The sequence below is a fragment of the Cyanobium sp. Tous-M-B4 genome, from assembly GCF_024345395.1.
Taxonomy (GTDB): domain Bacteria; phylum Cyanobacteriota; class Cyanobacteriia; order PCC-6307; family Cyanobiaceae; genus Cyanobium_A.
This window is the reverse complement of record NZ_JAGQBA010000004.1, coordinates 217,118-241,323: the sequence shown is the minus strand read 5'-3', so window position 1 is coordinate 241,323 and position 24,206 is coordinate 217,118. Positions and strand designations below refer to the sequence as shown.

Below are 24,206 nucleotides of genomic sequence, written 5' to 3'. Positions count from 1 at the left end.
GTCCATGGCTCAACCAAGCATCACCCCACCCTCGCTATCGGATCCGGCCACGGCGCTGCGCAGGTCGAACAGCAGATCTTCAAGACTGAGTTCGGCCAGCGCCTTCTGCCGGACCCGCTCTAGCCGTAGCTGCAATGCATAGGTCACTTGATCGGCTGGAGAACTGGCCGGCTCCGACGTTGCAGACCGGTTAGCACTTTCTCTCCAAACATCAGCAACTTTCAAAGCCTCGCCCAGCCCTGCCAAAATCTGCTCCATTGAAATTTCCCGCGCCGGCCTGGTGAGTCGGTAGCCGCCCACGCGCCCACGCCTCGCATCGAGCAGCCCGGCCCTCCGTAGGCGCAGCAGCAGCTGCTCCAGCATGGGTTCGGGTAGTAGATGGGCTGTGGCCAGCGCGTGGGTTGACTGCCACTCCAGTGGCCTTGCTGCCAGCTCCAGTAGGGCCTTGAGAGCATGGCTGGCCTGGCGAGAAAGCATCAGGTCTTAGCCGTTGCCCGTCCTGCCAGTCGCTCCAGCACATGCTCCAGGGTGTAACCAAACAATGCCGGATCTGGCTCATCCTTGCCGATATCGGCCAATCCAAGCTCGGCCCAGCGGGCATCGAGCCTTGCCTCCAGCTCGGCAGGACGACTAAGGGGTTCGCCCCAGGGGTGGCGCTTCTCTGGACCGATCTTGGTGGTGGCATCTATCGCCAGCCTGCCGCCCAAGCCCAGGCGTTCGCTGGCGAAATCGAGGCTGTCAAAGGGGGTGTCTTCGAGCACAAACAAATCCCGCTGCGGATCCACTTGGGCACTGATCGCCCAGATCACTTGGCGCGGGTCGCGGATGTTGATGCTCTTATCCACCACCACGACAAATTTGGTGTAAGTGAACTGGGGCAAAGCGCTCCAGAAGGCCATCGCCGCCCGCTTGGCCTGGCCTGGATAAGCCTTATCGATGGCTATTACTGCGAGTTTGTAGCTGAGCCCCTCCATTGGCAGAAAGAAATCAACGATCTCGGGGATCTGCTGGCGCAGGATCGGCGTGTAGATGCGGTTTAGGGCGATCGCCAACATGGCGTCTTCCTTAGGGGGCCGGCCACTGAAGGTGGTGAAGTACACGGGGGCCCGCCGCTGGGTGACGCACTGGATCTGGACGAGGGGCGAATCTTCGACGCCGCCGTAGAAGCCCATGTGGTCGCCAAATGGTCCGTCAGCCAGCTCCGAGCCAGGAGTGATTGTGCCTTCCAGAACTACCTCACTGTGGCTCGGCACTTCCAAATTCACCGTTTTGCACTTAGCGAGCCGCACGCCCTCGCCGGCGTAGATGCCGGCAAACAGCCACTCGCTCAACTGCACCGGGATCGGCGTGGCGGCCGCCATCACCAGCAGCGGATGGACGCCGATGGCGATGGCGATTTCCAGCTTTTTGCCCATCGCCGCCGCCTTGCGCAGGTGGCGAGCGCCACCGCGCACGCTCAGCCAGTGCACGGTCATTGAGTTCACCGACTGCTGTTGCAGCCGGTACACGCCCACATTCGGTGTACCGGTTTCTGGATCCTTGGTGATCACCAGGCCCAGGGTGATGATCCGGCCACCGTCGCCGGGCCAGGGCCGCAGCAGGGGCAGGGCATCAAGGTTCACTGCCTCGCCCTTAAACACCTGCTGGTGGCAGGGGGGGGTGAGGTCGAGATCGGGCCTGGCCTTGAGTACATCCAGCAGCACCGAGCCAAAGCGCACCGCCTCCCGGGCCCCCTTTGGGGGTCGGGGTTGCTGCAGCAGGGCCAGGCGCTCGCCTAGCCGTTCCAGCTCCTCTGGTTGCTCCATCCCCATGCTCCAGAGCACCCGCTCCTGGGTGCCCAGCAGGTTCACGGCGACCGGCATGGTGGAGCCGATCACATTTTCAAACAACAGGGCCGGGCCGCCAGCTGCCAGCACCCGGTCGGCAATCGCTGCCAACTCCAGGTCTGGATCCACCGGGGCGCTGATGCGCCTCAGCCGGCCCCGTTGCTCCAGGAGGTCGATGAAGCCGCGCAAATCCCGGCGACTGCGTTGACTAATTCCCTTATTTGGCATCGACTTATATGAGTGGTGACTACTGTGACGCACTTGAACTGGGGCCGCGGCTGTGCAAATTTCCTACTTCCACTCCTCTGAATGCGTGCCACCTGTCAGGTCCCTGGCGGAGGGTGGACCCGACGCGGCCGTAGTTATCGACGTTCTACGGGCAACGACCACGATTGCTTGGTCCCTGCAGAACGGCGCTGAGGCGATCGAGGCCTTCGCCAACCTGGAAGAGCTTGAAGCTGCAGCGGCAGCCTGGCCGGCTCAGCAGCGACTGCGTGCCGGAGAGCGAGGCGGCCAGAGAGTGGCCGGCTACGACCTGGGCAACTCTCCCCTTGCGGTCACCCCCGAGCTGGTGGGCGGCAAACGCATATTCATGAGCACCACCAATGGCACCCGCTCCTTAGCGGCAGTCAAGTCGGTGCCGCTGCTCCTGACGGCCTGTCTTCCCAACCGCACCGCCGTAGCTCGGCGTTTGCTGGATCAGGAGTGCCGCCGGATCTGGATCGTGGGCAGTGGCTGGGAGGGCGATTACTCCCTCGAAGACAGCCTCGCTGCCGGTGCCGTTGCTTCTGCGGCGATTGAGATGGCGGTGGCTCCCCACATCGGCGTGAGCTTCGGCAACGACGAAATGCTGGCGGCCCTGGCTCTCTGGCAACAGTGGCACCTCGATACCGAGACCTGCTTGCGCACCGCCAGTCACGGTCAGCGCCTGATCAATCTCGGCGATCACGACGCCGATTTTGCTTGCTGCGCAGCTGTCGACAGCCTGCAAATAGTGCCCTTCCAGGCAGAGCCAGGGGTGCTTAAGGCCAGCTGATCACAGCAGCGAGGAACGCCCCTTGGCACTTCCCTTAAAGTTTGGCGGATTAGTTGGGGCAGTCGGTGAGCAGTTTTCTGGCGGCAGCTGTGCAACTCACAAGCACGCCGGATCCGGATGCGAATTTCGCTTCAGCGGAAGAGCAGATCGAACTTGCTGCCCGTCGCGGCGCTGAGTTGGTCGGGCTCCCCGAAAACTTCGCCTTCATGGGTGAGGACGAGCAGCGCCTTGAATTGGCCCCATCTTTGGCTGAACGCTGCAGCAGCTTCCTTGTCACGATGGCGCGTCGCTATCAAGTGACCTTGTTAGGTGGTGGCTTCCCCGTCCCCGCTGGACCGGGGCAGACCTTCAACCGCGCTGAGTTAGTAGGAACGGAGGGCCAGCTGCTGGCTCGCTACGACAAAATCCATCTGTTCGATGTCGACTTGCCCGACGGCAACACCTATCGGGAATCAGCCACGGTGCAGCCCGGAGACCAACTGCCCCCGGTAGTTGATGTGCCCGGTCTTGGCAGGATTGGCCTGTCGATCTGCTACGACGTTCGCTTCCCTGAGCTTTATCGCCACCTGGCCCAGGCAGGGGCGGATGTTTTGTTTGTGCCCGCAGCCTTTACAGCTTTTACCGGCAAGGACCACTGGCAGGTGCTGCTGCAGGCCCGGGCGATTGAAAACACTGCATACGTGGTCGCCCCCGCCCAGACGGGCCAGCACTACGGACGCAGGCAGAGCCACGGCCATGCCTTGGTAATCGACCCCTGGGGCACGGTGCTGGCAGATGCCGGCGTGAGTGTCAGCGCTGCCATTGCCCCGATCGATCCGGGCCATGCCCAGAGGGTGCGGGCCCAGATGCCCAGCCTGAGGCACCGCCGGCCAGCCCTGTTCTGACTTTCCCGATGCCCTGGTCCGTCAGATTCCGCTGGAGTGCTGCCCTGGCAGCGGTTGCTTTGCTGCTGGCCGATCTACCGGCCTGGGCTTCTTCCCTGGCGGCCTGGCGCGTTTCCCGCACTGGTCAGCTGGAGTTACGTACCAGTATCGATGTACGCCCCCAGGCTTTTTTTGAAGCTGGTACAGGCTTTAGGGGCCCCCGGATCTGGGTAGACCTGCCCGGTGCCCCATCGCGCACACGCACTGTGCGTGGCAGTGGTGCCTTGCGTGAGGTTCGAATTGGCCGTCCAGATGGCTTCACAACCCGCCTGGTGCTCGAATTTGCGCCAGGTACCCAGCTCGATCCCTCTGGCCTGCGCCTGGTGGGCACCTCCCGCGACCGCTGGCGCATGGAGTTGCCGGGTCTTGGCGACCGAGCTGGGCTTGGCCTCGGAGAGGGAGATCTCGATGCTGTCGCCCGCTACGGCGCCGATCAGCAGACCATCTTTCCCACCGCAGCTACGCCCCTCTCCGCCGATGGCTTGCCGGTTGTGCCCCGGGGCCGCTTCAAGGTGGTGATCGACCCTGGCCATGGGGGCCCCGATCCAGGCGCCGTTGGCATTGGTGGCCTACGGGAAACCGACGTAGTGCTTGATGTTTGTCTGCAAATTGCCCGACTATTGCAGGCCCGCGGCGTCCAGGTGTTGATGACACGCACCTCGGAGGTGGACGTTGACCTGCCTCCCCGGGTAGCCCTTGCCAATAGCAGTGGCGCCGATTTGTTTGTGAGCGTGCACGCCAATGCCTTAAGCATGGCCCGACCCGATGTGAACGGCATCGAGACCTTTTTCTTTGAGGGTGCGGGATCTCCCTCCCGGCGCCTTGCTGTGGCGTTGCAGGAGCAGATGGTGGCCATTTCCCCTGGCAGTCCAGATCGAGGCGTGCGCACCGGACGCTTTTTCGTGATCCGCCGCACGGTGATGCCCTCTGCCCTTGTTGAGATGGGCTTTGTCACCGGTGAACTCGATTCCCGCCGCCTCGCCGATGCCAATTTCCGTCGTCGCATGGCTTTAGCTCTGAGCGCTGGGATCCTTAACGCCCTGCAGGGTCGGCCATGAGCGCTTTGGTGGGGCTTTTTGACAGCGGCTTGGGGGGGCTGACGGTGCTGCGGCGACTTCAGGAGCGCTATCCCCATTCCTCCTGCCTTTATCTCGGGGATACGGCCCGGGTTCCCTACGGCCAGCGCAGCGTCGCCGATATCCGCTCCATTGCCGCTGAGGTGGTGGGCTGGCTGCGCCACCAGCAGGTTGGGGTTCTGGTGATGGCCTGCAACACCTCCAATGCCCTCGCCCTTGATGTGGCCGTGGCGGAGGCCGGCGTTCCCGTGGTGGGCCTGATCGACAGCGTTGCTGCCGACCTAAACAGTGAGTGCGTGGGGGTGTTGGCAACTCCCGCCACAGCCGCAAGCGGTGCCTACAGGCGGGCAATCCATGCTTGCCGGCCCCACACCTCTGTGCTCGAGGTGGGCTGTCCCACCTTCGTGCCTTTGATCGAGGCCGGTGATCTCCAGTCTCCAGCCCTGATCGAGGAAGCCAAGGCATACGTGGAACCCCTACTCGCTGCCGGTGTCGACACGGTGGTGCTTGGCTGCACCCACTACCCGATGTTGCGCCCCTTGCTCACGTCCCTGCTGCCTCCCCATGTGCGGCTTGTTGATCCAGCTGAATCGGCGGTACGGCGCCTAGGGCCCCTATTGGCAAGCATGGGCGGCATGCCGGAGGGCGAACTCGCAGCTGTGGAAGTGGTGTCCCCAGCCGAGCGCACCCGGGTCTGCGTCAGTGGATCTGCGGAGGTCTTCGCCGACGGGGCGAGCCGCTGGTTGGGCTACCGGCCCGCCGTTGAGCGGGTGGACCTGCGGTCGGTGGGGCAAGCCTTCTAGGATCACGCCACGGCGGAGGTGTTGTGGCAACGGTTGCAGAGCTGCTCCAGCCCGTGGAGGCTGATCTAGATGCCCTGCTGGCCGACCTGCGCAGCCTTATAGGAGCTGGCCATCCGATTTTGCAGGCAGCAGCTGAGCATCTGTTTGCTGCAGGTGGTAAGAGGTTGCGACCCGGCATTGTGCTTTTGCTATCGCGGGCAGTAGCCCCGGACGGTGAGCTGGGGCCCCGCCATCGCCGCTTGGCGGAGATCACTGAAATGATCCATACGGCTTCGCTCGTCCACGACGACGTTGTCGATGAAGCTGCAACCCGACGCGGAGTTGACACGGTGCACAGCCGTTTCAATCATCGAGTGGCTGTGCTTGCGGGGGATTTCCTTTTTGCCCAAGCCAGTTGGCATCTGGCCAATCTTGATGATCTCGAGGTGGTCAAGCTGCTCAGCCGGGTGATCATGGATTTGGCAGACGGCGAGGTGAAACAGGGCCTTTTCCGCTACGACACCGGCCAGAGCTTTGAGACATACCTCGAAAAGAGTTACTGCAAAACAGCCTCGTTAATTGCGAATAGTGCCAGGGCAGCTGGGGTGCTCACCGGTTTGCCAGGGTCCCAGCTCGATGATCTCTACCGCTTCGGCCGCCAGTTGGGTTTGGCTTTCCAAGTAGTTGACGACATTCTCGATTTCACTGGCAGTGATCAGCAGCTCGGCAAGCCAGCGGCAAGCGATCTGGCCTCTGGCTATCTCACTGCTCCGGCCCTGTATGCACTCCAAGAGCGCCCTGCCCTAGCTGGCTTGATTGAACGCGAATTTTGTGAGGAAGGCGATCTCGATCAAGCTCTTGATCTGGTGAGGGGTTGCGAGGCCATTCCCCGCTCCCGGGCCTTGGCTGAAGGCTTCGCCCAGGAAGCAGCTGAAGCTTTGGAATGGCTAGCCCCCTCCGAACCGCGCAGCGCCCTGCGGGCCCTGCCTGATTTCGTTCTTAGTCGCCTTTACTGACCCTGCTCAGCGATCTACCAGCGCACATCTCTGAGCGAATTGAGGCGGGTCACCCCGGCAGGTGTTGCTTGGGCATCTCCGTTGTTGGGGAGAAGGGCAAACACCTGACAACCAGCGGCCACTGCGGCTTCGATGCCGGCTGCTGAATCTTCGAAGGCCCAGCAGTCGCCGGGATTACGGACAAGGCGTTTAGCTGCCAGCAGGAAGGGGTCCGGCGCCGGTTTGCCGGCTGCCAGAGCTGGATCATCGCCGTAAACCCTTACCTGGATCAGCTCCAGCCATCGGTGGGGCGCAGCCTTACGCCGCACCGCGTCCTGGGAGCTGCTGGTGACGAGGGCCATGGGCACCTGGTGATCCCTACACATCTGCACCAGCTCGGCGGCGCCGTCCATTGCGGCAGCGGTGGGCACCAGAGCATCGGCCAGGGGTTGGCGCACGGCCAGCAGAGCCTCACAACTCGGGGGTTTTGAGCCTGATGCTGCGATCCAGCGGCATACCAGGGCAGCGCAATCCAATCGGCGCTGGCCCCGCAGCTTGAGCAACTGTTCAGCACCGAGCTGGCAACCAAAGTGGGCGGCGGCGTTATGCCAGGCCCTGGCCTGCAGTGGTTCGGTGTCTAGAAGCAGGCCGTCGAGATCGAACAGGCAGGCAGCAGGACCCATCTAACTATCCTGCATCACGACGTCCAGTTACATGCCGGTGCACGGAGCCTGCGGCTGCGGCGCCAGCTGGTTTAAATATCCGTTAGCAAACGCCCGTCAGCATCCGCCTGTCTGCCTCCCATGCCTGATGCCACAACGGGCCCGACGATCGAATCGGTGCTCCAGGAGCAACGGATGTTTGCGCCGCCAGCTGAGCTGGCCGCCTCGGCCCGCATTGGCTCTCTGGATGCATACCGGGCCCTATGCAGCAAAGCTGAAAGTGATCCCGATGCCTTCTGGGGCGACCTGGCCCGTAGTGAGCTGCACTGGTTTGAGCCTTTCGATTCGGTGCTCGATTGGAGTGATGCGCCTTTCGTCAAGTGGTTTGCAGGGGGCACCACAAACCTGAGCTTCAATTGCCTCGATCGCCACCTCGATGGGCCTCGGGCCGATAAGACCGCCCTGATTTGGGAAGGGGAGCCCGGCGACAGCCTCAGCTTTACTTACCGCCAGCTGCATGCCGAGGTGTGTAAGGCGAGCAATGCACTCAAGGCTCTTGGCATCGGCAAGGGAGACCTAGTTGCCCTGTACATGCCGATGGTCCCGGAGGCAGCCATTGCCATGTTGGCCTGTGCCCGCATAGGTGCCCCCCACTCGGTTGTTTTTGGCGGCTTCTCAGCCGATGCCCTTCGGGACCGGCTGATCGATGGCCAGGTGAAGGCTGTGATCACCGCCGATGGTGGCTTTCGCAAGGACAAGCCGGTGCCCCTCAAGCCCGCGGTGGATGAGGCACTCGCGGCCAATGGCGGCGCACCCAGCGTTGAGCATGTGCTGGTGGTGCGGCGGCTGGCTGGGGCCGGCGGCGACTGCGCCATGACGGCAGGCCGCGACCACTGGTGGCACGAGCTGGTGGATGGAGAGAGCCCAGAGTGCCCCGCCGAGCCCATGGCCAGCGAAGATCGCCTATTTGTGCTCTATACCTCTGGCTCCACAGGTAAACCAAAGGGGGTCGTACACACCACAGCCGGCTACAACCTCTGGGCCCACCTCACCTTCCAATGGATCTTCGACATCCGTGAGAACGACATCCACTGGTGCACCGCTGATGTGGGCTGGATCACCGGCCATAGCTACATCGTCTACGGGCCACTCTCCAATGGCGCCACCACGGTGATGTACGAGGGTGCTCCCAGGCCGAGTAAGCCAGGTGCCTTCTGGGAAGTGATTCAAAAGCACCGCTGCACAATTTTCTATACCGCCCCAACAGCAATCCGGGCCTTTATGAAGGGAGGCCGAGCCGTGCCGGATCAATACGACATGAGCTCGTTGCGAATCCTGGGCACAGTGGGTGAGCCGATCAATCCCGAGGCTTGGATGTGGTATCGGGATGTGATCGGCGGCGACCGCTGCCCAGTAGTTGATACCTGGTGGCAAACCGAGACCGGCGGCGTGATGATCAGTCCCCTGCCCGGCGCTACCCCCACCAAACCCGGCTCCTGCACCCTGCCCCTGCCTGGAATTGCGGCTGACATCGTCGATATGGACGGCGTATCCCAGCCGGCTGATGCTGGTGGCTACCTGGCAGTGCGAAGGCCTTGGCCGGGGATGATGCGCACCGTGCATGGAGATCCGGAGCGCTTTCGCAAGAGCTACTGGGAGGAGATCAGGCCAGCCGATGGCTCGTATTTGTATTTCGCCGGTGATGGCGCCCGCCGTGACGCCGACGGCTACTTCTGGGTGATGGGCCGGGTTGATGACGTAATCAACGTGAGTGGTCACCGACTGGGCACGATGGAGATTGAGAGTGCTTTGGTGAGCCATCCGACGGTGGCTGAGGCGGCGGTGGTGGGCCGGCCCGATGAGCTCAAGGGTGAGGGGATTGTGGCCTTTGTGACCCTGGAGGCCGGTCGCTGCGGCGACGACGCCCTGATTGCCGTTTTGCGGGCCCATGTGGGCAAAGAGATCGGCCCGATCGCCAAGCCCGATGAAATTCGTTTCACCGATTCCCTACCCAAAACCCGTAGCGGCAAAATCATGCGCCGCATTCTGCGCGCCTTGGCATCTGGCCAGGAAGTGACTGGCGACACCTCCACTTTGGAGGACCGCTCCGTACTTGATGCCCTAAGGGTTTAGAGGGGCTAAGGGGGCCTAGCGAAGCGGTTCGATGAGAGCGACGTCCGTGGCCTCAATGGTGATCGGGCGTCCAAACCAGTAACCCTGGCCGTAATCACAACCCAGTTCGCGCATGCGACCCAGCTGGTGTTCATTTTCCACTCCTTCAGCAACCACCTCCAGTTCGAGAGCTTTGGCGAGAGAGAGGATTGTTGTTGCAATCACCTCATCTTCTGAATTCCTGCCCAATCCACTCACAAATGAACGGTCGATTTTAAGAACGCCTACCGGAAAGCGCTTTAGGTATAGTAATGATGAATAACCTGTTCCGAAATCATCAATAGCCAGTCGCAAGTCAAGATCCCGTAGTGCATTGATGGTGATCACTGTCGACTCAACGTCCTCAACCAGGGTTGTTTCTGTGATCTCAAGGTAGACACTGGTTGGATTAATTCCTGTTGATTCTAGGATTTCCTTGATATGACCCTTAACCCGCGGGTCGGCAAGACTGCGGGCAGACAGGTTTGAAGACAACCTCAGATTGCTTAGGCCGTGAATTTGCTGCCATCTGGCTATGGCAGCGCAGGCGCTCGCAAACACACACATGTCGATCTCCTGGATCAGGCCACTGTCCTCGGCTTGTTCTAGAAAAGCGTCTGGCATCAGCAGTCCCAGTTGGGGATGTTGCCAGCGCACCAAGGCTTCAAAACCCGTGAGTGTTTCGTCGGCGAGGCGGAAGATGGGTTGTAAAAATGTTTTGATTTCTCCGTTTTGCACCGCGTTGCTGAGTGCCTCCTCTAGCGATAAACGTTGTTGGGCTTGCAGACGCATGGTCGAATGAAAGCTGGTTTGGCGTCCACGGCCTAAGGCCTTCGCCTGATACATAGCCATGTCTGCGTTTTCCAGCAGAGTTGATGGGCTATCGCCTACGTGGGCAAAGCTGATGCCGATTGACACGGTGTGGCTGAGTTCTGAGCCTGCAACCTTCAGCGGCTGGCGGATTGCCGTGATAATCCGGCTGGCCAATTGACTGGCGTCATCTTGGTGGCCTGTACGGGTTATGACGATAAATTCATCTCCCGATAGACGACCGACTAAATCGTCGTGGCGAACCACCTGTTTTAGGACATGACTTACGTGAATTAGTAGTTGGTCACCCGCGCTGTGTCCATAGGCATCATTGATCCACTTGAAGCGATCAATATCGATAAAAAGCACCGCCGTTAAAAGGGAGCTATCTGCTGACAGATGATCAATCGTCGCCTGCAGCCGTTCCAGCACCATGCGCCGATTGGGCAGTCCGGTAAGCGCGTCATGAGTAGCTTGAAAAAGGGCATTTTTGCGCGCGCTTCTTTCTGACGAAACAGCAGTAAGCATTTTTATACTTAGTTCGATACTTCGGGCCATAGCTCGCAGCAAAGATCGTTCCTCCAAGTCAAAGCGTTCGCCAAGTCGGCCCACAAACAGCAGATCCCTCGGGCCCATGGGAGCCCAGCAGGTGCGCAGGGTGCCTGAGCGAATAGTGATATCGCTGGGTTGCTTGCTTAATTCCTCCAGAAGCAGTTGCTGGTCCTCTTCTGATAGTCCGATGCACCAGTCAATCGATCGCTCGCAGATGATTGCGGCCACTTCGGCATCAACGGATTCCGCCACCCGGTTGAGCACATTGCGGAGATTATCTGGATCCTCCGTGGAGAAAGCTGAGAGGATCTCCGAAAGCATGTGCAGGGACCAGGAGGTCTCCATTAGCCGATCGCCAGAGTTACGAGGGTTTGGTTATGAAAACCTCCTGCGCCTTTGGTGCGGGCAATTTCCCCATAGGTGTAGAACCCTGCCATCGGTATGGCTCCGCAACTACTGGTGATTAAGTCAGTTTCTTCATGTACTCGATCTTCTGTAAATACTGCCCTTCGTGAGACGCAGTCGAACAGTAGTAAGCCGGCCGGCTTCAGCCCGTTAAGTGCATCGACAGCCGTGATGCAGGACTGGGCTGCCGCATTAAGAACCGAGTCGAAATCACCTTCAGTGAGGAAGGCCAAGGCTCCTTGGGGAACCTCTGCCACCAAGATCAGTTCGCGGCTATCGAGGTTAAAGCCGGTGATATGACGCATCTCAATTTTGTCGCGGCGGCGAATGCCGATGGGGTGAGTTGCGGCAAAACTGGCAAATGCGACAGGGTCAGTGCGAACAATATCTTCCGGATTGAAGAAATCTAGATATACATCTAGGGCTGGCTTGTCTTCCAAGGTCGACAGGATGTTTCCCTTGCTCCCAGTAACCAGCATGGGCTCGCTTGCTGGGGTCCAGCCGTGGCTTACGCCGATACCTAAGGGGCGGTCGGAACTAACTGCTGCTGCCACCACTGCCTGACTCATAACCCTCCGGCCATGAATCTGCCGGGTTCGGCGCATGGCTAGGTTGTCGCCGGCGCAACCCCCCACCAGGGGAACGTCGATTCCTGCTACGTCGTAGGCGCCTCGAACCACATCCATCTGGTCACCGCAAAGGCCATCGGACAGGACAAGCAAGATCGTATTGGCCCGATGCTCCAGATGGTCCAGGCAGTGGGCGGCCTCGGTTGCAGCCTGGCGCAGGCCGTGGGCATCACCCTGCCCGGAACCTGTACTTATCTCGATTGCCGAGCCTCCTAGGGCCCACAGGACCAGGGCATTGGCCACCGCACCGCCTGGAGTGATTTCGCCAGATGTTGTGCAACCAATCACTTGGGTATGGGGAAAGGTCCCATGTAGCTGTTCGGCTATCGCCGCCAAATCGAAATTTGGTGCAATCAGAGCCACGATCAATTTGGGATCCTGGGGGCACTGCAGAGCTTGCATTGCCTGCTCAAAGGCCTGGCCTGTGTCGTTTAACGAAGAGGCGCCTACCTTGACCCAGCTCTCTGCATCCGTAGAAGTGACCATTCAGGCTGGCTCATGCGTCGGAGCTAGTCCCCGACTGATACCTACAATTGTCTACCCCCATGGGGCCGGCTCAGCATTTAGGACCTGCTGGCCCAAGTATCAATCGCGGCTGCGATGCCACCCAGGGCTCTTTTTTTGGCGGGATCGTCGGCCCACTGGCCTAGCAGGCTCTGTCGCAGTCCCGCGCTGGCTGGGGCGAGATGATCTCCCGGCAATTCCTTCAGCAGGCTGGCATCTCCAGTACGACTTTGCAGTACCCCCAGCAGCCGCTGGCTTTGGTCGATCTGATCCCGGTTGAAGCGCACTAATAAGTTGCGCGGTTGGAGATAGCTGCGCGCCACCTGTTGCAGGGTTTCCTCCGGTGAGGGGCTGAACTCGCTGCGAAAGTTGAACTGTTGACCGAGCTCCGACAGCAGGGGTATGGAGCGCTCGGCTGAGAAGTTGTTGAAGCTCAAGGCCACTAGGCCAGCTCCCCCCCGCCCACCATCAGGTGCCAGCAGGTGCAGCTTGCAGCCCAGGCTGTGGCCAAGTCGCAACAACAGCCTGCTGGAGTCGCCCCCATCTCCATCCGCATCACGCAGCTGGCGGAACCGGCGCCAGGCGGTATTGGCCTGATCCTGGTGGTCGAAGCCAGGCACATAGGTCCAGGCCCTAATCCGCCAGCCCCTAGCTGCCAGTGCCTCTAGAAGCCTGCGGTAGCTGAGTTGGGGGGTCGCGGCCAGGTAACTACCGCCGATGAATTCGACCGTGCCGCGGTTGGGGCGCTCGGCCTCCAGTTGCCAGATATCACCGCGCTGGCGCCAGACCGTCATGGTCAGAGGGCGAGGCGTTGCAAGGCCGCCCGCGCTTCGTTGCGATGGGCTGCGCCATCAAGGAGGTTGTTGAACATATGGCGGATTACGCCATCGCGGTCGATCACGTAGGTGACCCGGCCTGGCAGCAACCCAAGCACATTTGGAACTCCGAAGGCTTTGCGTAGGGCGTTGCCTTTGTCCACCAGCAGCGGGAAGGGCAGGTCGTGACGACTGGCAAAGCGCTGGTGGCTTGCCTGGTCGTCGCCGCTGACACCCCACACCTCAGCTCCTAGGGACTGGAGGTCGGCGTAGCTGTCACGGAAGGCACAGGCTTCAGCGGTGCAGCCTGGGGTGTCGTCCTTTGGATAGAAGAACAGCACCAATGCCTTGCCGGCTAGCTGATCGCTGCGGCGCCCTTCACCATTTTGATCGCTAAGGGCAACCAGGGGGGCTCGATCTCCTGCGGCAAGTGCCATCTAAATCAAATTGGACAACCGTTTTTACCCTAGGCAGCTGTCCTGGTAGCCGTAGTCGTACTCCATGTCGGAACTGTTTATGTAGCGGTGGGCTGGGACGATGGGTTGAGCAACGCAGGCAGATGTGACTGGCCCGATCGAGGAACAGCCCAGCCTCTGGCAGCAGAGCGACCTGCTGAGCCTGGTCAGTGCAACCCCGGCTTTGAGTCCAGAGGTCCAGACCAAGCAGGTTGTGGCTTGTGATCCCAGCCCTTCCAACCGCGATCCACAACTTCGAGCAGCACCTATCAATCTGCTGATCCTGGACACGGAGACCACGGGTCTGGAGCCGGTTTCGGCCCAGTGCATCGAGGTTGGAGCAGTTCTGTTTCATGTACCCAGCAGGTCGGTATTGAGCCAGGTTTCCTTTCTTTTGCCAGCTGCTGCCAACCCGGCGGAACATGTCAATGGCATTGCTGCAGAGGTGACCAGAATCTCCCAGCCCTGGCAGGCGGGCCTCCAGCATTTCCTTGCCCTGCTCGCTGGGGCCGATGCGGTGCTCGCCCACAACGCAGCCTTTGATGCCAAGTGGTTTGGGCTGGGACCGCTGCCGCCAGTTGACAAGCCTTGGATCTGCTCGATGGACGATATTGAGTGGCCGCCTGAGCGGCACCTGAGGACGGCCCCTTCGGTGCGCGATCTGGCCTTGGCGTACGGGGTGCCGGTGTGGGCTGCCCATCGAGCCCTTACCGATTGCACCTATCTCGTTCAGGTATTAGAGCGTTGCGCCGACCTCGAAGATCTCCTGGCTGCAGCTATGGAGCCGAAGCTGCTCTATCGGGCCAATCTCCCCTATGCCGAACGGCATAAGGCCAAAAAGGCGGGCTTTCGCTGGAATGAACCGGTGCGGGGTGCCTGGAGTCGTCGACTAAGCGAGCGCCAAGCCCAAGCTCTGGCTTTTGAGGTGCAGAGGGTTGAGGCCGATTCACAAGCGGCCTGAGCCCCCGGGACTGGCGCCCTGAGCTGACGCCCATTACTTATGGTTTTTCTTCCAATCTCCGAAGCCGAACGGCGCGTTATCGCCATTTGGCCGTGGCCTCCACAGGCTGAGTTGGTAGTTGCCATGGATCCATGGCTGGTCGGATGCCGCGGCAGCGGCTGCTCCGCTGGCAGGCCGTGCGCACTTGGGCGCGGCTGATCCGCGAAGCCGAGGGACTTTGGCGGGTTGATGTGCGCGATCTGCGCAGGCTGGCCGCCCATGAATTGGGTCAACTACTGCAGGAGGTGCCGCCGCGGCTTCGACGTCGCGTCAATCTCTGGTTGGAACGCTTACGGGTGAGCACGAGGTTGCCCTGATTGCCTGCATGCCCAGATTGCCTGTGTGCCCTTATCGGCAGGTTGCAGAAAGCTATAAAAAAACCGGCTGGGGAAGCCGGCATGGAAGAAGGTCACCTTGGAAATCGGTGAATTGTAAAAAATCGGAGCGACAGGATTTGAACCTGCGACCCCCACTACCCCAAAGTGGTGCGCTACCAAGCTGCGCTACGCCCCGGCAGATCGAAGTTACCACAGCGCTTTGCGCTGTTTCAGCCGGCGTATCAGCCGATCTGTGAGTAGCTCCCTTCCCAACAGCGCATACCCAGGCACGCGCAGGCGACGGGCTAATTGCCGGAGCTCCCCTACCCCCAGGCTCGCCAGCCGCAATTCGGGCAATCGGCTCCATACGGCTGAGGCCGCAGGCAGGTCGGAACCCTTGCGATTGGCTGAGAAGCTCAGCAGGGCGCCGCCAGCCATCCACTCAGGCACCAGCACAAACAACACGGCCAGCAACCCGTAGAGCTCTACAAGACCCTTCGGCAGAGGATGCAGGGGGCGCTTGCGTGGCCTGGGCTCGAGCTTGCTCACAGCAGGGGGGCCTTGGGGTCGTTCTGCCAGCCGGACGGCTGAGCGGAAGGCTGACCGGTGGGCCTTTCCCGCCATTGCAGCTGAGGTTCGGGCCTCGGGTTCAGCTTGACGCTCCAGAAGATCAGGGCAAAACAGAGCCCCAGGGTGATAAGTAAGCCAAGAATCACCAGGCGATCCGGTAAGGGGTTCAAAGTGCTGTCCTGCTCATACCTGGTCCGTGCGCAGGCACTCCAACCTTCTGAATTGCTGCTCCATAGTCAGCACATCGCCTCTCAGTACCAAGGTCAGTTGCTCGTTGCGATAACGGATGCCTGGTAGGTCTGAGGCCTCGCGAAACATGGTTGAACGGAAGCGCCCTGTGAGCAGGGAGGCTTGGGCGTCATTGCGCTCCAGAGTGACTCGGCTCTGATCGGGGCAGATGAATTGTTCGGTGATGCCGTAGTCCTCCCACCAAGGAGACCCCATGGAGAGCAAGACAACGGCAAGCAGCGGCATGGACATGCTCAGGCCAGCTGAATGGGTGCATTGTCCCCCCGCAGCACGCAGTGGGCCACCGTCCAGTCATAGGAAGACCACACCCGCGGATCGAGTTTGTAGGCCGAGCCTGCAAATTCACCGAGCCTTTGTCCGCTTGGCTGGGCCGAGCAGTAAGGCCGGCTGCCGGGTTTGGCTAGATATTGCTGGTGATAAGGCTCCGCATACCAAAGAGTTTGGTTGCTGCGCAGCTCAGTGGTTATCGCCCCAAAGCCAGCGCTGCTCAGCAGGGCCTGGTAAGCCTCGCGGCTGGCTTCTGCTAGAGCCACCAGGCCAGGATCATCCGCATAGATCACCGAGCGGTACTGGCTGCCCCGATCATTGCCCTGGCGGTCCCCCTGGGTGGGGTCGTGGCATTCCCAGAACAGCTTCAGCAAGTCACTGAAATCGATCAGGGCCGTATCCCAGACCACCCGCACAACCTCGCTGTGGCCTGTGCGTCCGGAGCAAACCTGGTCGTAGCTGGGTTGCTGGATTGAGCCCCCGGCGTAGCCCACCGCGGTTGTAACCACGCCAGGCAGGCGCCAAAAGCCCTTTTCTGCTCCCCAAAAGCAGCCGCAACCGAAAACTGCCTCTGCCTGGCCGATCTTTATGGCTGCATCAATTGGGGTGCCCAGCACAACATGGGGAGCTTGGGCCTGAGCGGTGCCCTGAAACAGGCCGAACACGCAGCTAATTGCAATGAAATCGGAGCCTAGACAGTCCCTTTAGTTGCCGCGTCGGGCTCAAAGGCAATGTGATTGAGGAGAGTGGTGGTGAAGGCGAACAGCAGGAACGGCAGGGAAAGCACCAGGATCAGGCCCACACCCACAAGGGCAAAGATCGGCTTGCTGGCCCCCATTAAGGCCAAGCCAGCCGCGAGGCTGGCGAAGATCACCAGCATCCAGATCAAAATCTGCCCGTAGATGTCGCCGAAGGTCAGGGTGCAGCGAAGCCGGTAGGGCAAGCCTGTAAGCGGGGCAACTGGCTCCATGGGTGCTCCTAGGCGAGGAACGCAAAAGGCGACACCATCCACCTAAGCCCCATCTAGGCCACTTGGCTGAACAGCTCAACAAGTATTGAGATCAGCCGGCAGCCTTCAGCTGCTCCGTTGCCTGCTCCCTATCCCAAAGGCGTCGGTAGGTGCCGCCCTCAGCCAGTAGCTCGCTGTGGTGGCCCTGCTGCACTAGCCGGCCATCTTCGAGCACCAGCACTCGATCACAGGCTGCAGCCGCCGATAACTGGTGGCTGATCATCAGCACGGTGCGACCCAGGCCTTGGTTATTTGATTGGGCATTGGCCTGCTCGCTGCGAATAGTGCGCAGGATCTCGGCGGCGGTGGTGTTGTCGACACTGGCCAGGGCGTCATCAAGCACCAACAGAGGGGTGCGTACCAGCAGGGCCCGCCCCAAGGCTGTGCGTTGTCGCTGGCCGCCGCTAAGGGTGATGCCTCGCTCCCCCACCAGGGTCTGGTAGCCGTCGGGGAATCCCTTGATGTCGCCCTCAAGCCTGGCCTGGCGAGCTGCTGCCTCGACCCGCTCCAACGGCGCATCAGGCTCGCCATAACGCAGGTTGTCGGCAAGGCTGGCGGTGAACAGATAGCCCTCTTGGGGTACTAAGCCCACCTGGCCCCGCAGTTCAGCCAAATCCAGAGCGGTGATGTCGACCCCATCAAGCCAAAGTTGGCCGGGATCGACCTCGACCATGCGCCCCAGGGCACGGGCCAGGGTGGTTTTACCGCAGCCCACGGGGCCCACCACTGCCACAAGCTCGCCGGGGTGGAGCTCAAAACTGACGTCCACTAAGGCTGGTCGAGGAGCGTTGGGATAACGCACTGTGAGGCCGCGGGCCTCCACAGCCCCGCGACCGGGCTTGGCTGGGGGAGTTGGTGAAGTTGAAGAAACGATCAAGGGCCGCCTTCGCAGCAGCTCCTCGACCCGCTCCAGGCTCACCTGGCCGGTTTGGAAGGTGTTGAGGGTGAAACCCAGCAGGGCTGTGGGGAATACCAGCCGCTCTACAAACAGGATCAGGGCGACAAGGTCGCCGATGCTGAGGCGGCCACTTTCAAGTTGGCCACTGCCCAAGGCGAGCAGCAGTAGCAGGCTGATTGACGAGATGCCCTCCAGCAGCGGGAACAGGGTGCTGCGGGTGCGGGCCAGATTCAGGGCAGCATCCCGGTAGATGCGGTTGCGACCGGCGAAGGCGGTCTGCTCGGTGCTCTCCTGGCCATAGATCTTGATGGCGCTGATGCCGGAAAGGTCCTCTTGGATCAGGTCGCTTAAGGAGGCCAAGGCCTCCTGCTGGCGGCGTTGCTGGCGCATCATGCGACCGCCGAACAGGCGCACCACCATCAGCATCAGTGGGTAGAGCCCCACCGCCGCCAGGGTCAACCAGGCGTCGATTGAAAGCATCGCCGGCAAGGTGAGCGCGTAGGCCAGCACCGTGTTGGTAAGGCTGAGCACGGCGAAGCCCAGCAGCCTGCGCACGTTTTCAACGTCGGAAGTGGCTCGGCTGATCACCTCGCCGCTGCCAGTGGTCTGCACCCAGCCGGGCTCCTGCTTGAGCAGGTGATCAAAAATCTGTTGCTTGAGCTCGGCCTCCACCTGCCGGCCTACCCCGAACACCAGCATTCGTGAGTACAGCCGCACCGCCCCCATCACCGTTGCCAGGGCGACGATCAGCGCTGCCTGAGCGAGCACGTCTTGAAGTGCGAAACCATCCTGCAGGTCATCGATGACCCGCCGCACCAGCAGGGGAATGGAGACGCTCAGCAGGTTCACCACCACGAGGGCGGCGACGCCGATTAACACCACCTTGCGATGGGGCCGCAGGTAGCGACGGATCAGATCCAGCCGTATGGCTCCCATCAGGGGCCGTTTTCACAGGTCCCACCAACCTAAGCAGCTGCTTTTCCGGCAGGCTGGCCTCAGCAACAGCTGCGCCATGGCTTCCGCTCCATCCCAATCCGGCAGCAACGATCAAAGTCATCCGCTTTACGCCACGGATCGCGAGGTGGTGGATGGGCTGCTTGCTGCTGAGGTGCCAGCCGACCACCACCTGGTTGATGCCGCCCGCTTGTTGATGCGCTACGAAGCCTTTCCCGGTGCCCGAGATCTCAGCTCAGATTTGGCCAAGACCCTGCGGCTGTGGGGCATTAGCCGTGAAGATCTGCACAGCCGCACCCAGGCAACCTGGGCCAAAGGTTTTCGGCCCGCACCAGCGGCGAGCGAGGCGGTGGGCTCCAGCTTTGACACCGCTGACCAGGAGCAGAACTGACATTTGCCAAGGCAGCCATCGCCATTTACCCCTTCTTCGGGTGATAGTGGAGAGGTCCCCATCACCCGGCCCGGAGTGCTTTGCACCCGGGCTTTTTACTAGTCATGCCCATTGTTCAGTCCTGGCCTTCCCTGTTGGACCAGCTGCTCAATGGCGAGTCGCTGTCGGCCCAACAGGCCACCGAGCTGATGCAGGGCTGGCTGACCGAACAGATCGATCCAGTGCTCACCGGAGGGCTGCTGGCCGCCTTGCGGGCCAAGGGAGTAAGTGGCGAAGAGCTGGCGGCGATGGCCGAGGTCTTGCGACAAGCCTGCCCGCTGCCGGCTTCCCGCCCTTCGCTTGCTCTCGTTGATACCTGTGGCACCGGTGGCGATGGGGCCGACAGCTTCAATATTTCAACGGCTGTGGCGTTTGTGGCGGCCGCCTGTGGCGCCCACGTGGCCAAACACGGCAACCGCAGTGCCAGCGGTCGGGTGGGCTCAGCCGATGTGCTGGAGGCAGTGGGCATTCATTTGCAGGCCCCCCAGGAGCAGGTGATTGGCGCCTTACCAAGTGCGGGGGTGACCTTCTTGTTTGCTCCTGGTTGGCATCCGGCGCTGGTGGGGCTCGCCCCCCTGCGCCGAAGCCTGGGGGTGCGGACTGTTTTCAATCTGCTCGGCCCGTTGGTAAATCCCCTGCGGCCGGAGGCCCAGGTGCTCGGTGTAGCCCGGCCTGATCTGCTCGATCCGATGGCTGAGGCACTGGCCCGGCTGGGGCTGCGCAGAGCTGTGGTTGTACATGGTCAGGGCGGCCTGGATGAGGCCTCCCTGGCTGGAGTTAATTCGCTGCGACTGGTGGAATCTGGAGTCGTTAGCAGCGACCAGCTTGATCCGGAGGCATTGGGCTTGCAGCTTGCCCCGATCACCGATCTGGCGGGCGGAGATCTAGCCACCAACCAAGCCATTCTCGAAGCCGTGCTCCAGGGCCGAGCTAGCCGCGCCCAGGCTGATGTGGTGGCCCTCAACGCGGCGCTGGTGCTGTGGGCCGCTGGTTTGAGCGACTCGGTCGACGCTGGCCTGAGTTTGGCCCAGCAGGCCATTGCCGATGGAGCTGGCTGGCAAGCTCTAGAGCGGCTGCGCGCCGCCCTGCCAGCCCCCGTTGCGGGATGATCGAACCAATTGCGCTGAACCCGTGAGCGAGCCTGCTGCCACTGCCTTGCTGGTGTTGGCCGACGGCACCGTGCTGCGCGGAGAGGCCTTCGGGGCCAGGGGCACGGCCATCGGAGAAGTGGTGTTCAACACCGGTATGACCGGCTATCAGGAGGTCATGACCGACCCGAGTTACTCCGGGCAGTTGGTCACCTTTACCTATCCCGAACTGGGCAATACCGGGATCAACGATGCCGATCAGGAAGCGGATCGCCCCCATGTGCGTGGGGTGATTGCCCGTCAGCTTTCTCCTTGCACCAGTAGCTGGCGCTCAGAGGGTGATCTAGATGGCTGGCTTCTCCGCCATGGAGTAGTTGGAATTCGAGCAATTGATACGCGAGCTCTAGTGCGTCATTTGCGTGATGGCGGCGCGATCAACGGCGCAATTTGCAGTGATGGCACCTCGGCTTCGGCCCTGCTTGACCAAGTGCGCTCGGCCCCTTCGATGCAGGGACTAAACCTGGCGGCATCTGTTACTACCCCCACTCCTTATCACTGGGATCAAGCCTGTGGAGCGGCTTTTGATGCCCGTATGCAATCCCAGCCCGATCGCCCTTACCGGGTCGTGGCCATTGATTTCGGCATCAAGCGGGCGATCCTCGAGCGTCTTGTGGCCCATGGCTGTGAGGTGACCGTGCTTCCAGCCGATACCAGCTTGGAGCAGGTTCTTAGTTACAAGCCCGAGGGAGTGTTCCTGTCCAATGGGCCCGGCGATCCGGCCGCCGTTAGCTCCGCTATTGAGCTCGCCAAAGGTCTTATCGCCCTGCCTAATCTCCCCCTATTTGGCATCTGCCTTGGCCACCAGATCCTGGGGCTAGCCCTTGGAGGCACCACTTTTAAACTGGGCTATGGCCATCGCGGTCTAAATCACCCTTGCGGCAGCCCAGGCCAGGTGGAGATCACCAGCCAAAATCATGGGTTTGCCCTCGTGCCCGAATCCCTGCCCGCCGACCGAGTGCGGGTAACCCACCACAACCTCAACGACCAAACCGTGGCCGCGCTGGAGCTGCTTGAGGCACCGGTGTTTGGCGTTCAGTACCACCCGGAGGCCAGTCCCGGTCCCCACGACGCCGACCATCACTTCGCGCGCTTCGCCGCCCTGATGGCAAGCCGCCGCTGACGCATTTTTGTTGCGTCTTCTGCAGCGGCAAATTTGCTTCCTAAACTTCGTCCCAGAACGGATCGAGGACTGGAGCCATCAACGACCTGCAGCGATTGACTGTCTCCCTGCGAGGGGGCTTCGAGCAGCAGGCCCACTGCCAGCTGTTTCGCTTCACTGGCCAGCTGGATGCCTACTCCGACAAACAGTTCGGGGAATTTGTGGCCTCTCACCGCGGCAATGGTCAGCCTTTGGTGATTGATCTCAGCCACATCGACTTCCTCGACTCGTCCGGTCTTGGCGCCTTAGTCCAGCTTGCTAAGCAGTGCAACGGCGATCGGCAAAAGTTTCTGGTGGTGGGTAATGCCCGGGTTGTTCAAACCGTGAAGCTGGTGCGCCTAGAAGAATTTCTGCACCTTCAGCCCGACCTCGAAACAGCCCTTGGCAACCTCGCCGCTTGAGCAGGGAAAGTCTGAGCTGCGGCCCGCTTCGAGCTGGCTAGCTGGCCTTGCCCCCCATCCTCCCCAGGCCGAATTAGGCCCGCTACAGCTGGCCTGGCTGGGTGATGCGGTCTGGGAGCTTCATCACCGACTGCAGCGGTGTCAGCGTCCAGGCCGCTCCCACACCCTGCATCAGGAGGTTGTGCAAGTAGTGCGTGCCGACGCCCAGGCCCTTGCACTGGCGAGGCTTGATCACCAGCTCACTGATGCGGAGCGAGACCTGGTGCGCCGGGGCCGAAATCGGGCTGGCAGGGGGCCCCGACGGGGGGATGCGGCGGCCTATGGCCAGGCAACGGGCCTTGAGGCCCTGCTTGGTTGGTTGTTTCTCAACGAGCCTGCCCGGTTAGCCGAGCTGCTAGATCACTTGAAGGAGATCGATCCATAACCTGCAGACAACGCCATGAGCCCACGATTTGAACGCCGTCCCGAGAAGCGGACTGGGGGCGGCGCCCGCGGGGCGGCTGGCCGCCCACCCCGCTTCAGCGGTCCCAAGCCTGAATGGCGCCGCGATGGAGCTGGTGAAGGCCGTGAGGGAAGAGAAGGCCGTGAAGGCCGTGAGGGCCGTGAAGGGCCAAGAGATCGGGAACCCCGGCGAGAGGCTGGTACGCGACCAGCCCCCCGGGGTGTATCCCGCTTCCAGCCCCGCCGGGATGGGCCAGCGGATCGCCCAAGTAGTCGCGGCGAGCGCCGCCCATTTGAACGGCGTGGTGACAGCGAGCGGCCGTCCTTCGACCGTCCGCCTGCTCCCCGTTTTTCTAGCGATCGCTCCGGCTCAGACAGCAAGCCCTACGAGCGGCGACCCGGTGGCCGCTTTGAAGGTCGTCCCCAGGGGCGCCGTCCCGACTCAGGTCGCCCAGATGGCCGTCGCTATGAAGGTGGTGGTCGCTTTGAAGGGGGCGGTCGCCCTGATGGCCGCCGTTTTGATCCCGGGGGCCGCCCAGCGCCTGGCAGGTTTGCTGGCAAGCCGCTGATCGTCGACGCGGATAGCCTCCCCCCCAGCGGTGATGCGGAGCGCCACAGCGTCGATCCCAGCGCCGATTTGATCTGGGGCCGGCATCCAGCGCAGGCGGCACTTGAGAGCGGTCGACCTATTCATCGCGTCTGGTGCACTCCAGAAATGCGCTTCAGCCCCAAGTTTCTGCAGCTGCTGCGAGAAGCCAAGGCCTCGGGGGTGCTGGTTGAGGAGGTCACCTGGGCGCGCTTGGGTCAGCTCACAGGTGGTGCGGTGCACCAGGGCATCACCCTGCAGACAGCGGCAGCTGAGACCCTTGATCTGCAGACCCTGATGGAGGGCTGCGCAACCATTGGTGAGCCGGCCTTGCTGATGGCGGTGGACGGTCTTACTGATCCCCAAAACCTCGGCGCAATTGTGCGTAGTGCCGAAGCCCTGGGTGCCCATGGCCTGGTTTTGCCCCAGCGCCGCAGCGCTGGGCTTACCGGCTCGGTGGCCAAGGTTGCGGCAGGTGCGCTTGAGCACTTGCCCGTGGCACGGGTGGTCAACCTCAATCGCGCCCTCGACACCCTTAAGCAGGAGGGTTATCGGGTAGTGGGTCTGGCAGCCGAGGGCACCGTCAGCCTGGAGGAGGCCGATCTAGGTGGGCCGTTGGTCATAGTCACCGGCTCGGAGGGGGATGGTCTCTCCATGCTCACCCGCCGCAACTGCGATCAGCTGGTGCGCATACCCCTGCGTGGCGCCACACCAAGCCTTAACGCCTCTGTGGCTACCGCCCTGCTGCTCTATGAGGTGGCTCGGCGTGGCTGGATGAAGGGTTTGACTGGTTCCCAGCCCGCGCCCCGTTTGGTGCGCCCCCAGCTGCCCGCTTCAGCCGCTAGCCCCGAGGCTGAGGAAGAGCCCCCGGCACCAGAAGCGAGTTCGGTATCAGCGCAGCAACTGCCTCCTAGCCAGCCGGCTAGCTCCCCTGAGCTTCTTCACGAACAAGAGCCTCAGCTGGAGCAAGAGGTAATGCCGGAAATTGAGCCAGAGGATCAGCCAGAGCTATTGGCAGAACAGCAGATTGCTGCAGATATCCCTGTCAACCAGCAACCGGTTAACCAGCGACCGGACAACCAGGAACCGGCCATTGACCTGGGGATGGAGCCAGCTGCCAAATCTGGTTTCCTTGGGGATATTCAACTGTGACTTT

27 protein-coding genes and 1 tRNA gene are annotated in these 24,206 nt (G+C 61.6%); 14 read left to right on the top strand and 14 right to left on the bottom strand.

Annotation, left to right across the window (positions count from 1 at the left end):
• Nucleotides 1–9: 9 nt before the first annotated feature.
• A complete protein-coding gene (locus KBY73_RS09755; RefSeq protein ID WP_254936885.1) occupies nt 10–477 on the bottom strand; it encodes an Rrf2 family transcriptional regulator in 468 nt (155 codons plus the stop codon).
• Nucleotides 477–2,054: a UbiD family decarboxylase gene (locus KBY73_RS09750; RefSeq protein WP_254936975.1), complete on the bottom strand. Its 1,578-nt coding sequence runs from the start codon at nt 2,052–2,054 to the stop codon at nt 477–479. Before KBY73_RS09750 ends, KBY73_RS09755 begins: the two co-directional genes overlap by 1 nt.
• A 52-nt stretch (nt 2,055–2,106) precedes the next feature.
• Between KBY73_RS09750 and KBY73_RS09745 the strand changes: the two genes are divergently transcribed.
• The 5 genes from KBY73_RS09745 (at nt 2,107) to sds (ending at nt 6,659) form a co-directional block, all read left to right on the top strand.
• Nucleotides 2,107–2,862: a 2-phosphosulfolactate phosphatase family protein gene (locus KBY73_RS09745; RefSeq protein WP_254936884.1), complete on the top strand. Its 756-nt coding sequence runs from the start codon at nt 2,107–2,109 to the stop codon at nt 2,860–2,862.
• Between the two features lie 65 nt (nt 2,863–2,927).
• Entirely contained in the window at nt 2,928–3,746 is an 819-nt protein-coding gene (locus KBY73_RS09740) for a carbon-nitrogen hydrolase family protein (protein WP_254936883.1), read from the top strand.
• A gap of 8 nt (nt 3,747–3,754) precedes the next feature.
• Nucleotides 3,755–4,843: an N-acetylmuramoyl-L-alanine amidase gene (locus KBY73_RS09735; RefSeq protein WP_254936882.1), complete on the top strand. Its 1,089-nt coding sequence runs from the start codon at nt 3,755–3,757 to the stop codon at nt 4,841–4,843.
• On the top strand, nt 4,840–5,664 hold the full coding sequence (gene murI / locus KBY73_RS09730; RefSeq protein ID WP_254936881.1) for a glutamate racemase: 825 nt from the start codon (nt 4,840–4,842) through the stop codon (nt 5,662–5,664). The genes KBY73_RS09735 and murI overlap by 4 nt, the downstream gene beginning before the upstream one ends.
• A gap of 23 nt (nt 5,665–5,687) precedes the next feature.
• Entirely contained in the window at nt 5,688–6,659 is a 972-nt protein-coding gene (gene sds, locus KBY73_RS09725) for a solanesyl diphosphate synthase (protein WP_254936880.1), read from the top strand.
• A gap of 14 nt (nt 6,660–6,673) precedes the next feature.
• Here the strand turns inward: sds and KBY73_RS09720 are convergent, their stop codons facing one another.
• Nucleotides 6,674–7,321: an HAD family phosphatase gene (locus KBY73_RS09720; RefSeq protein ID WP_254936879.1), complete on the bottom strand. Its 648-nt coding sequence runs from the start codon at nt 7,319–7,321 to the stop codon at nt 6,674–6,676.
• 120 nt (nt 7,322–7,441) lie between these two features.
• Here KBY73_RS09720 and acs point away from each other — a divergent pair, with 120 nt between their 5' ends.
• A complete protein-coding gene (acs, locus tag KBY73_RS09715; RefSeq protein WP_254936878.1) occupies nt 7,442–9,433 on the top strand; it encodes an acetate--CoA ligase in 1,992 nt (663 codons plus the stop codon).
• A 15-nt stretch (nt 9,434–9,448) separates the two neighbouring features.
• Here acs and KBY73_RS09710 read toward each other — a convergent pair whose 3' ends face one another.
• The 4 genes from KBY73_RS09710 to KBY73_RS09695 form a co-directional block, all read right to left on the bottom strand.
• Nucleotides 9,449–11,134 carry a bifunctional diguanylate cyclase/phosphodiesterase gene (locus tag KBY73_RS09710; protein WP_254936877.1) on the bottom strand — a complete coding sequence of 562 codons (1,686 nt, stop codon included), beginning with the start codon at nt 11,132–11,134 and terminating at the stop codon, nt 9,449–9,451.
• A 23-nt stretch (nt 11,135–11,157) separates the two neighbouring features.
• Nucleotides 11,158–12,333 (bottom strand): FIST signal transduction protein, encoded by a 1,176-nt coding sequence (locus KBY73_RS09705; protein ID WP_254936876.1) that lies wholly within the window; start codon nt 12,331–12,333, stop codon nt 11,158–11,160.
• A gap of 77 nt (nt 12,334–12,410) precedes the next feature.
• The gene (locus tag KBY73_RS09700) at nt 12,411–13,145 is read right to left on the bottom strand and encodes a DUF1350 family protein (RefSeq protein ID WP_254936875.1); all 735 of its coding nucleotides are present in this window, start codon (nt 13,143–13,145) and stop codon (nt 12,411–12,413) included.
• Nucleotides 13,146–13,147: 2 nt separating this feature from the next.
• Complete coding sequence (locus KBY73_RS09695) at nt 13,148–13,603, bottom strand: peroxiredoxin (protein WP_254936874.1); 456 nt, start codon at nt 13,601–13,603, stop codon at nt 13,148–13,150.
• A gap of 124 nt (nt 13,604–13,727) precedes the next feature.
• Here KBY73_RS09695 and KBY73_RS09690 point away from each other — a divergent pair, with 124 nt between their 5' ends.
• Both KBY73_RS09690 and KBY73_RS09685 read left to right on the top strand, forming a co-directional pair.
• Nucleotides 13,728–14,582, top strand: a complete 855-nt coding sequence (locus tag KBY73_RS09690) for a 3'-5' exonuclease (protein ID WP_254936873.1) — start codon at nt 13,728–13,730, stop codon at nt 14,580–14,582.
• Between the two features lie 131 nt (nt 14,583–14,713).
• Nucleotides 14,714–14,938 carry a hypothetical protein gene (locus KBY73_RS09685; protein ID WP_254936872.1) on the top strand — a complete coding sequence of 75 codons (225 nt, stop codon included), beginning with the start codon at nt 14,714–14,716 and terminating at the stop codon, nt 14,936–14,938.
• A 122-nt stretch (nt 14,939–15,060) separates the two neighbouring features.
• Here KBY73_RS09685 and KBY73_RS09680 read toward each other — a convergent pair.
• The 7 genes from KBY73_RS09680 to KBY73_RS09650 all read right to left on the bottom strand — a co-directional run bounded on the left by KBY73_RS09680 (nt 15,061) and on the right by KBY73_RS09650 (nt 18,867).
• A tRNA-Pro gene (locus KBY73_RS09680) sits at nt 15,061–15,134 on the bottom strand.
• An 11-nt stretch (nt 15,135–15,145) separates the two neighbouring features.
• Nucleotides 15,146–15,487 carry a hypothetical protein gene (locus KBY73_RS09675; RefSeq protein WP_254936871.1) on the bottom strand — a complete coding sequence of 114 codons (342 nt, stop codon included), beginning with the start codon at nt 15,485–15,487 and terminating at the stop codon, nt 15,146–15,148.
• Nucleotides 15,484–15,678, bottom strand: coding sequence for a hypothetical protein (locus KBY73_RS09670; RefSeq protein WP_254936870.1), 195 nt, complete (start codon nt 15,676–15,678; stop codon nt 15,484–15,486). Before KBY73_RS09670 ends, KBY73_RS09675 begins: the two co-directional genes overlap by 4 nt.
• A 13-nt stretch (nt 15,679–15,691) precedes the next feature.
• Nucleotides 15,692–15,982: a hypothetical protein gene (locus tag KBY73_RS09665; protein WP_254936869.1), complete on the bottom strand. Its 291-nt coding sequence runs from the start codon at nt 15,980–15,982 to the stop codon at nt 15,692–15,694.
• Between the two features lie 8 nt (nt 15,983–15,990).
• Complete coding sequence (msrA, locus tag KBY73_RS09660) at nt 15,991–16,689, bottom strand: peptide-methionine (S)-S-oxide reductase MsrA (RefSeq protein ID WP_396096920.1); 699 nt, start codon at nt 16,687–16,689, stop codon at nt 15,991–15,993.
• Between the two features lie 26 nt (nt 16,690–16,715).
• On the bottom strand, nt 16,716–16,994 hold the full coding sequence (locus tag KBY73_RS09655) for a hypothetical protein (protein ID WP_254936868.1): 279 nt from the start codon (nt 16,992–16,994) through the stop codon (nt 16,716–16,718).
• A 91-nt stretch (nt 16,995–17,085) separates the two neighbouring features.
• Entirely contained in the window at nt 17,086–18,867 is a 1,782-nt protein-coding gene (locus tag KBY73_RS09650) for an ABC transporter ATP-binding protein (protein WP_254936867.1), read from the bottom strand.
• A gap of 76 nt (nt 18,868–18,943) precedes the next feature.
• Here KBY73_RS09650 and KBY73_RS09645 point away from each other — a divergent pair, with 76 nt between their 5' ends.
• From KBY73_RS09645 to rlmB, 6 genes are all read left to right on the top strand, one after another.
• Nucleotides 18,944–19,276 (top strand): DUF3288 family protein, encoded by a 333-nt coding sequence (locus tag KBY73_RS09645; RefSeq protein WP_254936866.1) that lies wholly within the window; start codon nt 18,944–18,946, stop codon nt 19,274–19,276.
• Nucleotides 19,277–19,380: 104 nt separating this feature from the next.
• Nucleotides 19,381–20,424, top strand: a complete 1,044-nt coding sequence (gene trpD, locus KBY73_RS09640; RefSeq protein WP_254936865.1) for an anthranilate phosphoribosyltransferase — start codon at nt 19,381–19,383, stop codon at nt 20,422–20,424.
• 22 nt (nt 20,425–20,446) lie between these two features.
• Nucleotides 20,447–21,583, top strand: coding sequence for a glutamine-hydrolyzing carbamoyl-phosphate synthase small subunit (carA, locus tag KBY73_RS09635; protein ID WP_254936864.1), 1,137 nt, complete (start codon nt 20,447–20,449; stop codon nt 21,581–21,583).
• A gap of 95 nt (nt 21,584–21,678) precedes the next feature.
• The gene (locus KBY73_RS09630) at nt 21,679–22,023 is read left to right on the top strand and encodes an STAS domain-containing protein (protein WP_254936863.1); all 345 of its coding nucleotides are present in this window, start codon (nt 21,679–21,681) and stop codon (nt 22,021–22,023) included.
• A 16-nt stretch (nt 22,024–22,039) separates the two neighbouring features.
• Nucleotides 22,040–22,447: a ribonuclease III domain-containing protein gene (locus KBY73_RS09625; RefSeq protein WP_254936973.1), complete on the top strand. Its 408-nt coding sequence runs from the start codon at nt 22,040–22,042 to the stop codon at nt 22,445–22,447.
• Between the two features lie 15 nt (nt 22,448–22,462).
• A complete protein-coding gene (gene rlmB / locus KBY73_RS09620) occupies nt 22,463–24,202 on the top strand; it encodes a 23S rRNA (guanosine(2251)-2'-O)-methyltransferase RlmB (protein WP_254936862.1) in 1,740 nt (579 codons plus the stop codon).
• Nucleotides 24,203–24,206 lie beyond the last annotated feature (4 nt).

What these genes read in the sequence shown, in the direction of transcription:
- KBY73_RS09650 (WP_254936867.1), bottom strand. Translation starts at nt 18,867, where the DNA reads ATGGGAGCCATACGGCTGGATCTGATCCGTCGCTACCTGCGGCCCCAT.
- KBY73_RS09750 (WP_254936975.1), bottom strand. Translation starts at nt 2,054, where the DNA reads ATGCCAAATAAGGGAATTAGTCAACGCAGTCGCCGGGATTTGCGCGGC.
- KBY73_RS09655 (WP_254936868.1), bottom strand. Translation starts at nt 16,994, where the DNA reads ATGGAGCCAGTTGCCCCGCTTACAGGCTTGCCCTACCGGCTTCGCTGC.
- murI (WP_254936881.1), top strand. Translation starts at nt 4,840, where the DNA reads ATGAGCGCTTTGGTGGGGCTTTTTGACAGCGGCTTGGGGGGGCTGACG.
- KBY73_RS09705 (WP_254936876.1), bottom strand. Translation starts at nt 12,333, where the DNA reads ATGGTCACTTCTACGGATGCAGAGAGCTGGGTCAAGGTAGGCGCCTCT.
- KBY73_RS09735 (WP_254936882.1), top strand. Translation starts at nt 3,755, where the DNA reads ATGCCCTGGTCCGTCAGATTCCGCTGGAGTGCTGCCCTGGCAGCGGTT.
- acs (WP_254936878.1), top strand. Translation starts at nt 7,442, where the DNA reads ATGCCTGATGCCACAACGGGCCCGACGATCGAATCGGTGCTCCAGGAG.
- KBY73_RS09710 (WP_254936877.1), bottom strand. Translation starts at nt 11,134, where the DNA reads ATGCTTTCGGAGATCCTCTCAGCTTTCTCCACGGAGGATCCAGATAAT.
- KBY73_RS09695 (WP_254936874.1), bottom strand. Translation starts at nt 13,603, where the DNA reads ATGGCACTTGCCGCAGGAGATCGAGCCCCCCTGGTTGCCCTTAGCGAT.
- KBY73_RS09645 (WP_254936866.1), top strand. Translation starts at nt 18,944, where the DNA reads ATGGCTTCCGCTCCATCCCAATCCGGCAGCAACGATCAAAGTCATCCG.
- KBY73_RS09665 (WP_254936869.1), bottom strand. Translation starts at nt 15,982, where the DNA reads ATGCCGCTGCTTGCCGTTGTCTTGCTCTCCATGGGGTCTCCTTGGTGG.
- rlmB (WP_254936862.1), top strand. Translation starts at nt 22,463, where the DNA reads ATGAGCCCACGATTTGAACGCCGTCCCGAGAAGCGGACTGGGGGCGGC.
- KBY73_RS09720 (WP_254936879.1), bottom strand. Translation starts at nt 7,321, where the DNA reads ATGGGTCCTGCTGCCTGCCTGTTCGATCTCGACGGCCTGCTTCTAGAC.
- KBY73_RS09700 (WP_254936875.1), bottom strand. Translation starts at nt 13,145, where the DNA reads ATGACGGTCTGGCGCCAGCGCGGTGATATCTGGCAACTGGAGGCCGAG.
- trpD (WP_254936865.1), top strand. Translation starts at nt 19,381, where the DNA reads ATGCCCATTGTTCAGTCCTGGCCTTCCCTGTTGGACCAGCTGCTCAAT.
- KBY73_RS09755 (WP_254936885.1), bottom strand. Translation starts at nt 477, where the DNA reads ATGCTTTCTCGCCAGGCCAGCCATGCTCTCAAGGCCCTACTGGAGCTG.
- KBY73_RS09685 (WP_254936872.1), top strand. Translation starts at nt 14,714, where the DNA reads ATGGCTGGTCGGATGCCGCGGCAGCGGCTGCTCCGCTGGCAGGCCGTG.